The sequence below is a fragment of the Paraburkholderia dioscoreae genome (genome assembly GCF_902459535.1).
Classification (GTDB): Bacteria; Pseudomonadota; Gammaproteobacteria; order Burkholderiales; family Burkholderiaceae; genus Paraburkholderia; species Paraburkholderia dioscoreae.
Genome location: NZ_LR699554.1, coordinates 2044255 through 2057901 on the forward strand (window position 1 = coordinate 2044255; position 13647 = coordinate 2057901).

At 63.1% G+C, this 13647-nt stretch carries 11 protein-coding genes and 1 pseudogene; 5 read left to right on the top strand and 7 right to left on the bottom strand.

Annotation, left to right across the window (positions count from 1 at the left end; translation table 11 throughout):
* Positions 1–41: 41 nt before the first annotated feature.
* Together PDMSB3_RS29310 and gltA are read right to left on the bottom strand one after the other, a co-directional pair.
* Positions 42–2315, bottom strand: a complete 2274-nt coding sequence (locus tag PDMSB3_RS29310) for an amylo-alpha-1,6-glucosidase (RefSeq protein ID WP_007177541.1) — start codon at positions 2313–2315, stop codon at positions 42–44.
* Positions 2316–2536: 221 nt separating this feature from the next.
* The gene (gene gltA, locus PDMSB3_RS29315) at positions 2537–3835 is read right to left on the bottom strand and encodes a citrate synthase (protein WP_165188543.1); all 1299 of its coding nucleotides are present in this window, start codon (positions 3833–3835) and stop codon (positions 2537–2539) included.
* Between the two features lie 433 nt (positions 3836–4268).
* Between gltA and PDMSB3_RS29320 the strand changes: the two genes are divergently transcribed.
* Complete coding sequence (locus PDMSB3_RS29320) at positions 4269–4670, top strand: hypothetical protein (RefSeq protein ID WP_007177543.1); 402 nt, start codon at positions 4269–4271, stop codon at positions 4668–4670.
* A gap of 124 nt (positions 4671–4794) precedes the next feature.
* On the opposite strand, the gene PDMSB3_RS29325 is transcribed toward PDMSB3_RS29320, so the two are convergent.
* The 3 genes from PDMSB3_RS29325 to PDMSB3_RS29335 form a co-directional block, all read right to left on the bottom strand.
* A complete protein-coding gene (locus PDMSB3_RS29325) occupies positions 4795–5580 on the bottom strand; it encodes an alpha/beta fold hydrolase (RefSeq protein ID WP_165188545.1) in 786 nt (261 codons plus the stop codon).
* Positions 5581–5853: 273 nt separating this feature from the next.
* A complete protein-coding gene (gene mreB, locus PDMSB3_RS29330; RefSeq protein ID WP_165188547.1) occupies positions 5854–6906 on the bottom strand; it encodes a rod shape-determining protein in 1053 nt (350 codons plus the stop codon).
* Between the two features lie 215 nt (positions 6907–7121).
* Positions 7122–7781 carry an alpha/beta hydrolase gene (locus PDMSB3_RS29335; protein WP_165188549.1) on the bottom strand — a complete coding sequence of 220 codons (660 nt, stop codon included), beginning with the start codon at positions 7779–7781 and terminating at the stop codon, positions 7122–7124.
* 237 nt (positions 7782–8018) lie between these two features.
* Between PDMSB3_RS29335 and PDMSB3_RS29340 the strand changes: the two genes are divergently transcribed.
* Positions 8019–9596, top strand: coding sequence for a DHA2 family efflux MFS transporter permease subunit (locus tag PDMSB3_RS29340; RefSeq protein WP_165188550.1), 1578 nt, complete (start codon positions 8019–8021; stop codon positions 9594–9596).
* Between the two features lie 22 nt (positions 9597–9618).
* On the opposite strand, the gene PDMSB3_RS29345 is transcribed toward PDMSB3_RS29340, so the two are convergent.
* Positions 9619–10371: an AraC family transcriptional regulator gene (locus PDMSB3_RS29345; RefSeq protein ID WP_165188552.1), complete on the bottom strand. Its 753-nt coding sequence runs from the start codon at positions 10369–10371 to the stop codon at positions 9619–9621.
* Between the two features lie 183 nt (positions 10372–10554).
* Here PDMSB3_RS29345 and PDMSB3_RS29350 point away from each other — a divergent pair, with 183 nt between their 5' ends.
* Positions 10555–11469 (top strand): glutaminase, encoded by a 915-nt coding sequence (locus tag PDMSB3_RS29350; RefSeq protein ID WP_007177549.1) that lies wholly within the window; start codon positions 10555–10557, stop codon positions 11467–11469.
* A 205-nt stretch (positions 11470–11674) separates the two neighbouring features.
* Here PDMSB3_RS29350 and PDMSB3_RS29355 read toward each other — a convergent pair whose 3' ends face one another.
* Positions 11675–12085 carry a LysR substrate-binding domain-containing protein gene (locus tag PDMSB3_RS29355; RefSeq protein WP_268738020.1) on the bottom strand — a complete coding sequence of 137 codons (411 nt, stop codon included), beginning with the start codon at positions 12083–12085 and terminating at the stop codon, positions 11675–11677.
* Here PDMSB3_RS29355 and PDMSB3_RS38460 point away from each other — a divergent pair.
* Positions 12044–12202: pseudogene (locus PDMSB3_RS38460) on the top strand (thiamine pyrophosphate-binding protein); the annotation flags it as partial. The gene PDMSB3_RS29355 and the pseudogene PDMSB3_RS38460 sit on opposite strands and share 42 nt — an antisense overlap.
* Positions 12203–12406: 204 nt before the next feature.
* A complete protein-coding gene (locus tag PDMSB3_RS38465) occupies positions 12407–13549 on the top strand; it encodes a thiamine pyrophosphate-dependent enzyme (protein ID WP_407670657.1) in 1143 nt (380 codons plus the stop codon).
* The last annotated feature ends 98 nt before the right edge of the window (positions 13550–13647 follow it).

The window sequence follows — 13647 nt, forward strand, 5'->3', positions numbered from 1 at the left end:
CACATGGCGTTCAGCAGGAGCTGCGGCGCGCTACCGCATGCTCAAAGCAGCGCGACCACCCGCACGTCGCCCTGCTCCGCCGAGGCGACAACCTTCTCGCCGATCCGGCGGAACGTGATCGATACCGAAGCGTCTCCCACCCGGATATCGCCCACTTCGAGCCAGTCGATGCCTTCGGGCAGCATCGGCTGTTCGATCAGCACTTCGCGCCGCTCGGCGTCGATCGTGATGCCGAGACACGCTTCGAGCATCATGAACGGCGAACCTGCGGCCCACGCCTGCGGCAGACACGCGACCGGATAGGCGGTAGGCGGCTCGCCGCGCCGCCGCGGGAACCCGCAGAAGAGTTCAGGCAAACGCATGTCGAAGTTGACCGCCGCCTGGAACAGCGCCTGCAGCAGCCGCACCGCCGCGGCCTTGCCGCCGTAACGCGACAGGCCGCGCGCGCACAGCGCGTTGTCGTGCGGCCAGACCGAGCCGTTGTGATATGCCATCGGATTGAAGCGCGCCTGGCTCGCGGCCAGCGTGCGCACGCCCCAGCCGGTGTGGAACAGCGTGGAGTCGAGCGCGCGCACCACCGATTCGCCGCGCTCGCGCGAGGGCAACCCGAACGCCAGCAGATGGCCGGCATTCGAAGCCATCACGCGGCACAGTTCGCCGTGGCCATCGAGCGCAATGCCGTAGAAGCCGGACTCAGGCATCCAGTATTTTTCTTCGACGCACTGACGGATCTTCTTCGCACGCTCGCTGTATTTCGCGGCCGAATCGTGCAGGCCGCGCACCTTCGCGAAGTGAGCCATCGTGTCGAAAGCGGCGCTCGCATAGGCCTGCACTTCGACGAGCGCAATCGGGCCGTCGGGGAAACGGCCGTCGGCGTGGAATACGGAATCGTGGCTGTCCTTCCAGCCTTGATTCGCCAGGCCGCCGTCCGACTCGCGCTGATAGTCCAGCAGGCCGTAGCGGTTCTTGTCGCACACGCCCGCAACCCACTGCGCCGCGCGCTCGAGCGCCGGCCACAATTCGTCGATCAACGCGCTGTCGCCCGTACGTGCCGCATACGCGCCGGCCAGCACGATAAACAGCGGCGTGGTGTCGACGCCGCCGTAGTACAGCGCGAACGGCACCTCGCCGGTGGCGGCCATTTCGCCCTTGCGCATCTCATGCATGATCTTGCCGGGCGCGGCGTCGCGAAACGGCGAGTTCTCGCGCGCCTGATGTTCCGCGAGAAAACGCAACACGCCCGCCGCCAGTTGCGGCTGCAACCACAGCGTTTGCAGCGATGTGATGACCGCGTCGCGGCCGAATGGCGTCGAGAACCACGGAATGCCGGCGTAGGGATACGGGCCGGTCACGAGGTCCGTGGTCAGCAGGCCCAGATCCGCGAGCGAGCGGTCGATCCATGCATTGAAAAGCGGATTGCTCGAACGCACGCGCGCGGTGGCGCGGCGGCGCTCGCGCATGACCAGGTGAGCGTCGACGAGCGCGGCGCGCACGGCAGCGCGGCCGACGCGCGGGCGCTCCGCGTCGATCTGCGACAGGTGGGCTTCGCTCAACGGATGCGTGGGCTGCGAGACACCGGCGCCAGGGTTGTCCGCGCGCGCGACCACTTGTACGGACACCGACAGATAAATCGACACGCACGCCTGCGCCGGCAGCTTGACGGTGTAGTCGGCGCGGTCGGCGAAGAGTTTGTCCGGTTCCGGCGAGAAGGCGATCTGCACATTGCGCGACACGTCGTCGAGGCCCACATAGCCAAGCAGTACTTCCCGATTTTCGACGCGCGCCGGTTGGACACGGCCCTGCTTGTCGCGCTTCAGGCCGCGCACTTCGAACATGTCGCGAAAGTCGCTGGCAAACGAAATGGAGAGCGGCACCACCGCGTCGCTCGTGCCGTAGTTGGTCAGTTCGATGGCTTCGTTGAGCACGGTGCCCGACAGCACCCGCACACGCTCGACGTGGATCACGCCTTCGGGCGTGCTGTCGCCGCCGAGCGGCGGCAACGGGCGATTGGTCAGATGCGCGGTGAACGAGGTGTTGTCGCTGCTGACGCTGCCCGACAGGAGCGACGGCGCGCGTCCGCCGAAGGTGAGGCGCAGTTGCGAGAGAACACGGGTGTCGTTGACGAACAGGCCGTCGTCGTGGCCGGTGATATCGCCGAGCGGATCGTTGACGATGAAGGTATCGCCCGACTTCAGCACGTGCTGGGTAGCGCTCGCGACGTTGAGGTTTTCCGTGGGGATGAATACGCCGTCCGGCTCGGGTTCGCGGTGGTCGATTCCGCCCGAAAGGCCGCCGAGGGCTTCTGGCTGCTGCATCAGTGTCACTCCTATGGGTTCGCTTCTGCGTTCAGTGTCACATTCGGTTGTGGCGGGTGCTGCCCGGTCGCTTCCGATTGTAGAGGGTCTGTCCGCGTCAGACGAACTTATCACATGGGAGTTTCAGTTTTTTCCGTGGCACAGGACGTGCAGAGGGGGATCGCGCGGCGCTCCTCGTGAGAGCGCCGCGCGGGCGTCAGGCGGCTGTCAGCCGCGACGCTTTACCGCTTCGCGAGCGGCTTCGCTTCGCGTTGCGTCTCGCCCACGAAGAGCTGACGCGGACGGCCGATCTTCTGTTCCGGATCGGCGATCATTTCGTTCCACTGTGCAATCCAGCCGACCGTACGTGCCATCGCGAAGATACACGTGAACATGGCGGTCGGAATGCCCAGTGCGCGCTGCACGATGCCCGAGTAGAAGTCGACGTTCGGGTACAGTTTGCGCGACACGAAGTATTCGTCTTCCAGTGCGATCTTTTCCAGCGCCATTGCCAGCTTGAACAGCGGGTCGTCGTGCAGGCCCAGTTCTTCCAGCACTTCGTGGCAGGTTTCGCGCATCAGCTTCGCACGCGGATCGTAGTTCTTGTAGACGCGGTGACCGAAGCCCATCAGCTTCACGCCCGAATTCTTGTCCTTCACCTGCGCGATGAACTCAGGAATGTTGTCGACCGAGCCGATTTCTTCCAGCATGTTCAGTGCGGCTTCGTTCGCGCCACCGTGCGCCGGACCCCACAGACACGCGATACCGGCCGCGATACACGCGAACGGATTGGCACCCGACGAACCGGCGAGACGCACGGTCGAGGTCGAGGCATTCTGTTCATGGTCGGCGTGCAGGATCAGGATGCGGTCGAGCGCGCGCACCAGCACGTCGTTGACCTTGTACTCTTCCGTCGGATTGGCGAACATCATGCGCATGAAATTCGCGCTGTACGACAGGTCGTTCTTCGGATAAACGAACGGCTGACCCACGGTGTACTTGTACGCCATCGCCACCAGCGTCGGCAGCTTCGCGATCATGCGGATCGCGGAAATTTCGCGGTGCTCCGGATTGCTGATGTCGAGCGAGTCGTGATAGAACGCCGACAACGCGCCGACTGCGGCAACCAGAATCGCCATCGGGTGCGCGTCGCGACGGAAACCGCGGAAGAAGAAGTGCATCTGGTCGTGCACCATCGTGTGCTGCGTGACCGTTTTGACGAACTCTTCCTTCTGCTGCGCGTTCGGCAGTTCGCCCTTGAGCAGCAGATAGCAGGTTTCGAGAAAGTCGGCGTTCTGTGCCAGGTTGTCGATCGGATAACCGCGATACAGCAGTTCGCCCTTATCGCCGTCGATATAGGTGATCGCCGAATTGCATGCCGCCGTGGACATGAAACCCGGGTCGTACGTGAACTTGCCGGTCTGGCCGTACAGCTTGCGGATGTCGATCACATCCGGTCCGAGCGTGCCCTGATAAATCGGCAGATCAATAGTCTGGTCGCTGTCGGAAAAGCTCAGCGTTGCGTGTGTCTTCGAGTTCATCTAACTGTTCCTTTTACTTTCACATCGCACACGTGCCGGCATGCTCGATCGTCGTTGAACGTGTTGGCATGCTCAGGCTCCGATCCGCATTTTAAAGTCCACAGAGCCCGGCATTGCGACGATTGACCGCAACAATCCATCTCGACCAACGCAACATTCGTTGCCTGATTTCCCGCTGAACGCGGTAGAGGTTGCCACAAAACGCGCCCAAACGTCGTACGAGTCGATGTGCCGCACGCCGCTCGCAGCCCGCCAGCCAAATGAAAGCTGGAGCGCTTACTGCAACAATGTTTTGCGGCAGCCGGGCTGCGAAGTCGTGGGTGCATCTGCGATACTGAATCCGTGTTTTGCTTCCCCTGCTAACACATCGCTGTCTTTGGCCCGCCGCTCTGCGGCGGGCTTTTTTAATCAGTCAGAAGAACGGAAGGACCTGATGAACGCTTCTCTCGAAACGCTATTTCCCGATCACGTCCACAGTGACGAAAGCATCGTCACCGCGTTGAATCACCAGGATATCGTCGTCGCGCTGTCGGCGGCGCTGAAAACACAAGACGTGGCGGTATTGCACATGCTCTACCCGCGTACCGACGCGCGCACTCACCGCAGCCTCGATACGCTCGTGAACGTGCTGCATGGTCACGGCCTGCATGAAGTCGCGGATCTGATCGCGCAGGAAGCGCACTATCTGCTGTTCAAAGACCCCGTGAAAGCGTGGAAAGCCTTCCACGAAATTCGCAACGACTCGCTCGCGATCGGCGTGCATCTGTATTACCACGGCCTCGTCGGCGAAGCGGCGGAACACGCGCTCGACAAAGACGCTCATCGCAAGTCGTGAGATCGAACGTCTGATTCGTTGCCGGTGCCGGGCCAGAGCGCGGAGATCGCCGCGAGCGCATGGCGCCTGGCACAAACTCATCGTGCAGTGATTGCACGATCATTACGCGGCCATTACGCGGCCATTACGCCCTCACGGAGCGAATGAACTCATCGACGTAGCGATTGAACGCCGACGGATGCGCGAGGTTCATTCCGTGCGACGCACCGCGCACGGTTTCGCGGCGCGCATCGGGCAGCCATGTTTGCAGCGCGGCTGCGGTACGGCGAAACATGTCAGGACTCTTTTCGCCATCGATCAGCAGAACTGGGCAACGCACCTCGGCGGCTTCCTCGGGAACATACGCGGGCAACGGATCGCGGAACTGGCGCGCGAGCGTGTGCGCGTTGTCGGTCGCCATTCTGCGAAAGCCCGGCGTGCTCATTGCCCAGAAGCCGGGCCGGCTAACCGAATCGACGAACAGTTGCAGGCCGGCCTCCACCTCGCCGCTTTCGATCAGTTGCGCCGCTTTCGAGCGCAACGCGTTGACCGTCTCCGGCAGACTCGCGGGCGGACGGCCGGCAATCTGCAACGGGCCGCCCGGATCGGCGAGCGTCAACGTGCGCACGTGTTGCGCATGGCGGCGCGCAAAATGAAACGCCACGCAACCGCCGCGCGAGTGCCCCACTACATGCGCCGGTCCCGCGCCGAATCGCTCGATGAATTCAGCCACTTCGTCTGCATGCTCGCTCCAGCTGAACGGCGAGCCGGAGTCCGTATCGGCCGCCGGCCAGTAATGCGTGAGACTCACAGCGACACAACGGTAATGCTTCGACAAACCCGTGAGTTGCGGTTGCCAATAGCGGTAGTCGCACAGCGAGCCATGCACGAACAGCAACAGCTCGCCCTCGCCGGCTTCCACGTAGGGCATGTGCAAGCCGCTTCGCAATTCAATGAAACGCGATGATGAAGGCGGCGGTGAAATGGAAACGGATCGATTCACGAACGGTTCACGGACAGCGCGGCAACGCGTGATTGCAGCGGCGCCGGCTCGAAATGAAATGGGGAAAACAGGTGCGCAAACGTCCCTAAGATTGGGACGCGAGGCGTATTGTCACACAGCCGCTCGATCCGCGTGGCCGCCCGGTTCAACGGCCGGCTCGGTGCATTGCCGTGGCACCGGCGCGGCAGATCCCGCGCGGGATCATTCGTAGGCGAGTTCGTCCAGCAGACCGGCTGCGGCCGCCATGCCGGCGCCGCGCACCGCGCACGTGAGCGGTTCGTCGGCAATGCCCACTTCGAGGCCGATCTCGCTCGTCAGGCGACGGCTCAGGTTGCCGAGCAGCGCACCGCCTCCCGTCAGCACGATGCCGTTATTGGCGATGTCGGTCACCAGTTCGGCCGGCGCCGTCTCGAGCCCGCGCTTCACCGCGCCGATCACCTGGCGCAGCGGCCCTTCGATCGCATCGGCGATATCGTGGTTGCTCAGCTGAACCGTGCGCGGCAAACCGTCGTCGACGCTGCGGCCGGTCGCGTTCATATGCTCGCGCGGCACGTCGCGCACGGCCGAGCCGATATTCTTCTTGACGTGTTCAGCGGTCTGTTCGCCGAGCAGCACGCCGTACAGATTGCGCACGTAGCTCACAATCGCCATGTCGAAGCTGTCTCCGCCCACGCGGATCGAGCCGTTATACGCCATGCCGCCGAGCGCGATCACGCCGACCTCCGTCGTGCCTCCGCCGATATCGACCACCATCGAACCAATCGCCTCGGACACCGGCAGACCCGCGCCGACCGCCGAGGCCAGCGACTCGCCGATCAGGCTCACCTTCCACGCGCCGGCCGCCACGGCCGCTTCCTTGATCGCGCGACGCTCGACCTGGGTCGCGCCCGCCGGCACGCACAACGTGAACGCAGCGCGGCGGCTGAAGAACGGCCGCGGCCGCGCCATGTCGACAAATTGCCGGATCATGTGCTCGGCGGCGGAGAAGTTGGCGATCACGCCGTGGCGCATGGGCCGCACGGCTTCGAGGTTGGCCGGCTCACGGCCCAGAAGCTGGCGCGCCTGGGTGCCCACGGCCGTGACGCGCTTCGGCCGGTCGGCGGCCTCTTTCTGGAAACACACCACGGACGGCTGGTTCAGCACGATGCCGCCGTCGTCGGTATAGATAAGCGTATTGGCCGTGCCGAGGTCCACCGTCACGGATTGGCGGAACAAGCGATCGAAAAACGGGTAATACGGCGTCGGTCTGGCCATAGGAAGGCTCTGATGTGTCGTTATCCGCCCGTACCGGGCAGTCTGGAAAATGCGCCCCCGGGTCACCCGAGCCGCTTGGCACGCCCGCAGGCAGTCCCCTTGGGACGCCTGCCGGGCACTGCGCGGTCCGCGCGGCGGGGGTGATTTTCATGCTAATGAGCAGTTAACGGCAAGCAGATCAAATTCTTTAGGGCCGCTTTTCAATCAGAGCCGTGTCAGCCGCGCGACAAAGCGCCGAGCGCGTGTTCCAGCGCCTCCTGGCCGAGTGCGACGCCGTCGGCGTTGATGGTATGTCCAATGCCGGGCAGTGCGTAGGCGTCCACGGTATAGCCCGCGTTACTGAACGCGTCGGCGGCGTATTCGAGTTCCTGCACCGGAATCACTTCGTCGTCTTCGCCGTGGATCAGCGTGAGCGGCGTGCCGTTCTGCGCGACGATCACCGAGGCAAGCCGCCCCGAGTACGCGACCACGCCGGCCGCGCCTTCCGCACTGGTCGCCGCGTGGTGCATCGCCATGATCGAACCTTGCGAGAAACCGACCAGCGCAAGGCGCCCGAAAGGCAGCTGCCAGTGCGCGAGCTCGACTTCGAGCATGCGCCGCAACGCCGGATAGGCCGCGGCCACGCGTGCCTCGCGATTGCCTTCGTTGACGTCGCGCAGGCTGAACCACTGGCGTCCGCCGAAGCCGCCGTCGAACGCATCGGTGCCGTCGAGCGAGGTGAACGCCACGTCCGGCAGGCTTTCGCTCCAGATGTCCGCGAGCGGCATCAGATCGCGCGCATTGCTGCCGACGCCGTGCATCAGCACCACCAGACCTTTGGCAGGCGCAGCCGCCGGTGCGCGCCGCCAGCCGTGTTCGAATTGTTCCCAACCCATATCGTTTCCTTCTCTTCGTTGATTCGTAGTGGATATTTCCGCCTGCGTGCGGCCTCAGCCGCGAGCATACGCTGCCGGATTTGTTTTCGCCCCGCGGTTTACCGGCACCGATGACGCCCAAACGCGAATACAGGTATGCTTTTGCGAGCATTCATCGGACCTGCGGCCGCACGCATCGCGCGGGCGCGAATAAACATCCACGCAGCATATGCGCAGCACACCGATCCGGAGAACCGTTTGAGCCAGCCCACCTCCGCGCCTGCTTCGGCGCCGCCCGCACCACCGCCGCCGCTGAAGGGCGGCCAACTGGTTCTGGCCACGATTGCCGTCGCGCTCGCCACTTTCATGAACGTGCTCGACACGTCGATCGCGAACGTTGCGATCCCAACCATTTCGGGCAACCTCGGCGTTTCAGTCGACGAAGGCACGTGGGTCATCACGGTATTCGCGGCGGCCAATGCCGTGTCGATTCCGCTCACCGGCTGGCTCACGCAACGCATCGGCCAGATCAAGCTTTTTGTCGGCGCGATTCTGATGTTCGTGCTGGCGTCCTGGTTATGCGGCATCGCGCCGACACTGCCGATCCTGCTGCTCGCGCGGATCTTCCAGGGTGCCGTGGCCGGCCCGCTGATTCCGCTGTCGCAAGCCATTCTGCTCGGCTCGTATCCGAAGGAAAAATCCTCCACCGCGCTCGCCTTATGGGCGATGACGGCAACCGTCGGCCCGATTGCGGGCCCGGCGCTCGGCGGCTGGATCACCGACAGTTACAGCTGGTCGTGGATCTTCTACATCAACATTCCCGTCGGCATTTTCGCGGCCGGCGTCACATGGATGATCTACCGCACCCGCGAGTCGCCAACCCGCAAGCCGCCCATCGACGTGGTCGGGCTCGGCCTGCTGATCACGTGGGTCGCCTCGCTGCAGATCATGCTCGACAAGGGCAAAGACCTCGACTGGTTCGCCTCGCCTGTGATCGTGATTCTCGGCATCACCGCGCTCGTGAGCTTCTCGTTCTTTCTCGTGTGGGAATTGACCGAGGAACATCCGATCGTCGACTTGCGGCTCTTCCAGCAGCGCAATTTTCTCGGCGGCACGATTGCGATTTCAGTCGCGTATGGCGTGTTTTTCGGCAATCTCGTGCTTCTGCCGCAATGGATGCAGGAGTACCTGAACTACCGTTCCGTCGATGCCGGTCTCGTGACCGCGCCGCTCGGCGTGTTCGCGGTGCTGCTCGCACCGGTCATGGGCCGCGTGCTGCCGCGCTCGGATGCGCGCGTGATCGCCACGCTTGCGTTCATCGGCTTTGCGATCGTGTTCTACATGCGCTCGAAATACGTGATCGAAATCGACACGTGGCACCTGGTGCTACCCACGCTGCTGCAAGGCATTCCGATGGCGCTGTTCTTCGTGCCGCTGACTTCGATCATTTTGTCCGGCCAGCCACCGAGCAAGATTCCCGCCGCAGCGGGCCTGTCCAATTTCGCCCGCGTATTCTGCGGCGCGGTGGGCACCTCGATCGCCGGCAACGAGTGGAACAACCGCACGGTGCTGCATCACGAACGGCTCACCGAGCAGGCCTCCATCAACAACCCCGCGTTCAATCAGCAGATCGATTCGACCCAGTCGCTGCTGCATCTGAATCCGCAATCGGCACATGCGTTGTTCGATTTCACCGTGAACACGCAGGCGGCCATGATGGGTCTAAACGATATTTTCTTCGTCTCGGCGGTCATCTTCATTCTGATCATTCCGCTTATCTGGATTACGCGGCCGGCCAAGGGCGGCGGCGGCCCGGATGCAGCGGGCGCGCATTGACAACGGCGGCAATCGCATTGCGTTAGCGGAAATAACGGGCGGGCGTGTCGCCGAATGCGTCCCGAAACACCGCGATAAAGGAAGACACGTCGCTGTATCCCACCTCGGGCGCCACCTGCGTGACGCTCGCGCCCGCTCCAAGGCGCTCCACCGCGACCAGCAGGCGAAGCTGCTGACGCCACTGCCCAAAGGTGAGTCCCGTTTCCTTGACGAACAGGCGCGCCGCCGTGCGAGCCGTCACGCCGGCGGCCGCAGCCAGGTCTTCGAGTACTGCGGAGTCCGGCGGGTTCGTGCTCAGCGCATCGGCGATGCGCAGGGCACGCGGATCGCGCGGCCAGTTCAGCCCTAGCGGCGCGACAGGCAGACCCGGCAGGCGGTCCAGCAATACCTGCACGAGACGCGCGGCCGGTTCGCCGAACGGTTTGGCGTGCGGCAGATCGGCCGCGGCGCTCAGTAAAGCTGCCACCAGTCGATCCGGCACGATGGCGATGCTGCGGAGCGGCAGCGGCACGGCATCTACGCCGGCATAAAGCGAGCAGAACTGAACGGGGCCGGTTGCGGACAAGCGGTGCAGCGTGCCGGCGGGTATCCATACCGCGTGCCCCGGCGGCACGACCCAGCGCTCGGTTTCCGTGCGCACGATCAGCACGCCGGCGCTCGCGTGGATCAGCCGTGCGCGACGATAGGCGCCCAAAGGTTCGTCCAGCGTCTCGTGGTGCTCACCGATCACGAAGGCTGGTTGCTCGACGCCGTCTGGATCGACAGTCTCCATCATGGTGTCCGTTTTGCCCGGTTGGTGCCGGAAAGGCAGCAAGATTAGCATAGCCGGAACGAGGCGCCGGCCGGGCACCGGATCGTGGAGGATCGTGCCGGAACACGCCGCGTTGCGACGTGGCGCATAAACAAATCGCTTCGGCTTGCCGCTAAAATCCCGGCTTCAACGGACCGCGCCTCCTCAATGAACTACGCATCCATCCTCGAACAGATCCACGGTGATCTCCAGCCTTATCTGGGCTCCGGCAAGGTCGCCGATTACATTCCCGAACTCGCCAGAGTGCCCGACGACAGTTTCGGCATGGCGATCGTCACGGCATCGGGCGAGGTGTTCCGCACCGGCGAGGCCGACACGCGCTTCTCCATTCAGAGCATTTCCAAGCTGTTCGCCTGCACGATGGCGTTCCGCCTGCTCGGCGACGCGTTGTGGCAGCGCGTGGGGCGCGAGCCGTCCGGCAATGCCTTCAACTCGCTGGTTCAGCTCGAGGCGGAACAGGGCAAACCGCGCAATCCGTTCATCAACGCGGGCGCGCTGGTCGTCACCGACGTGCTGTGCCGCCGTTTCGTGCAGGCGGAGACGGCGCTGGTCGAATTCATGCGACGGCTCACGGGCGAAGCAAGCATCGACTACGACTCGCGCGTCGCGCAATCTGAATTGCAGCACGCGCACCGTAACCGCGCAATGGCGCATTTCATGGCGAGCTTCGGCAACATGGAGATGCCGCCGGAAGTGGTGGTCGACGCTTATTGCCGTCAATGCGCGATCTCGATGAGCTGTGTCGAGTTGGCGAAAGCGGCGCTGTTCCTGACCAATCACGGCGTGATACCGGCCACCGGAGAACGGATTCTCGACACGAGTTCGGCCAAGCGTCTTTCCGCGTTGATGCTGACCTGCGGCACCTATGACGCGGCGGGCGATTTCGTCTACCGCGTCGGCTTGCCGGCGAAGAGCGGCGTGGGCGGCGGGATCGTTGCCGTGCTGCCGGGCGAGATGGCGGTATGCGTGTGGTCGCCGGGGCTGGACGGCAATGGTAATTCGCTGGCGGGTGTGCTGGCGTTGGAGTGGTTGACGACCTGCACGGGGCAGTCGATTTTTTGACTGCCGCCAATGCGGGCGGCTTCGCGGGTTATTTCTCTCGGGCGCGGGGGTAACCGGCGCTGAATCTTTCCCGCGGCAGAAGTCGATCTGATAAGGGCGTTCATTGCGTCGTCTTGCCAACGGCCATTCACAATGGTGCAGCAGGCCGTTGGCGAACGCAATATCCCGCCAGGCGGCACGCCGTCTGTTGCGGTCTCGCGCAATCTCAGGCCGATTCAGGCTGATTCATGAAGCCTGAGCCAACATCGAAGCCGAGGGCCGTCGACGCGATCATGATCCAGGCCTGGCAGCTTCGACTCACGTAGCTACCGGAACGCCGGACGAGTGCGAGTTCGTAGGAAAGCCTGGGATGGGTGAGCGGGATCGCGACCAGCTCCGACGACGCAATCCTGTTCCAAAGCGTTTGTGGAAAGATAGTCACGCCCATCCCCGAGCGGACCATTGCAATCACGAGGTCCAGGTGACTGCTGCGGCCTGCGGTCCTTGGTGCGAATCCATGAACACCGCAAGCGCTGCGGATCAGGTCGTTGATTCTGAAATCCTCCGTGAACGTCACAAATGATTCCGCAATGAACTCAACGCAGCTTATTCGGCGGACGGATATGCGCGCATCCACGGCGTGGCGGCGCTCAGCACCACCTACGGCGTCGGTGAACTGAGTGCAATCAACGGAATCGCCGGCTCGTTCGCAGAATTTCTGCCCGTATTTCATCTGGTCGGCATGCCGGCTAGCAACGTGCAGAAAGCGCGCCGACTCGTCCACCATACACTGGGCAACGGCGAATTCGACATCTTCTATGACATGGCCGCGCCGGTTGTTTGCGCGCGCGCCATTGTGACTCCCGAGAACTGTATCGCGGAAACTGAGCGCCTGATCGCCGCCGCTCTGCAAGAGCGCCGACCAGTCTACCTGGGCTTTCCTTCGGATTACGCAAATATGCCGGTCGTCGATACGGTCGTACCCGCTGCCGATCACCGGGCCAGTCCCGCGACCGATCCCGCCTTGCTGAATGCGGCGGTTACAGCGATCGTCGATGCATTGGGTTCAAGCAGGACGGCGTGCATTGTCCCGGGGATTCTCGTATCGCGGGCCGGACTCGCAGACAAGGCACTGGCCGTCGTCAACGCTTCCAACCTCCCTTTCACGACGATGTTCATGGACAAATGCGTCCTCGACGAGTCGCACCCGAACTACATCGGCATGTATGACGGCAAGCTGATGAACGAACGGGTGTGCGCCTTTGTGGAGGGATGCGATTGCGTGATGGGCATCGGCGCCATGCTGACCGACTTCAACTCCGGTTCGTTCACCGCGCGGATCGACCGCTCGAAGAGCATCAATATCATGCCCCGCGCGGTTCGCGTCGGCAACGCGTCCTACGACAATGTGCGCATGGAAGACGTGCTGACCGAACTGGCCCGGAGAATTCCCCGCAAGGAGGTGCCTGCGCCGGCAGTGCAAGGACTGGAAGCACCCGTCGGCAATCTTGACGGTCCGGTCACCGCCGGGTATCTCTATCCGCGGTGGCAACAGATGTTAAAGCCGAACGATATTGTGATCGCCGAGACGGGAACGACATCGATGGGACTCGGTTTTGCTCACATGCCCAAGGGAGCGACCTTCCAGAACCAGACGCTATGGGGTGCAATCGGGTGGGCGACGCCGGCGGCATTCGGCGCCGCGATCGCCGCCCCTCATCGCAGAACCATTCTGATTACCGGCGAAGGATCTCATCAACTCACCGCGCAAGAGGTTAGCCAGTTTCATCGATTCGGTCTTAAACCGATCATCTTTGTATTGAACAACGATGGCTACCTCGTCGAGAAGCTGCTTTGCAAAAACCCCGAGTCGTACTACAACGACCTGGCACAATGGAACTACTCGAAACTTCCGGAGGCAATGGGTTGTGATGGCTGGTTCACCGCACGCGTGACAACGTGCGCAGAACTCGATCAGGCTATCGCCACGGCTGAATCATGCGGCACCGGGGCCTACATCGAGGTAATCGCAGGCCGATATGAAGCGTCGCCGCTTTCGATGAAGCTCCACCAGTCAGTCGATACGCTCTATTCCGCGTAGTGCTTAGTATGGCACTTTGCCCTTGCGGCACGATCCTTCCAGCGCGGCCGGTCACACCGATCGGCTGCAGCGGCCGAATTTCGCATCCCGCCGAAAGT

Coding starts and splice junctions, on each gene's coding strand:
- PDMSB3_RS29325 (WP_165188545.1), bottom strand. CDS start 5,580: ATGCCCTACGTGGAAGCCGGCGAGGGCGAGCTGTTGCTGTTCGTGCAT.
- PDMSB3_RS29310 (WP_007177541.1), bottom strand. CDS start 2,315: ATGCAGCAGCCAGAAGCCCTCGGCGGCCTTTCGGGCGGAATCGACCAC.
- PDMSB3_RS29335 (WP_165188549.1), bottom strand. CDS start 7,781: ATGGGTTGGGAACAATTCGAACACGGCTGGCGGCGCGCACCGGCGGCT.
- PDMSB3_RS29345 (WP_165188552.1), bottom strand. CDS start 10,371: ATGATGGAGACTGTCGATCCAGACGGCGTCGAGCAACCAGCCTTCGTG.
- mreB (WP_165188547.1), bottom strand. CDS start 6,906: ATGGCCAGACCGACGCCGTATTACCCGTTTTTCGATCGCTTGTTCCGC.
- PDMSB3_RS29350 (WP_007177549.1), top strand. CDS start 10,555: ATGAACTACGCATCCATCCTCGAACAGATCCACGGTGATCTCCAGCCT.
- PDMSB3_RS38465 (WP_407670657.1), top strand. CDS start 12,407: ATGCCGGTCGTCGATACGGTCGTACCCGCTGCCGATCACCGGGCCAGT.
- PDMSB3_RS29320 (WP_007177543.1), top strand. CDS start 4,269: ATGAACGCTTCTCTCGAAACGCTATTTCCCGATCACGTCCACAGTGAC.
- gltA (WP_165188543.1), bottom strand. CDS start 3,835: ATGAACTCGAAGACACACGCAACGCTGAGCTTTTCCGACAGCGACCAG.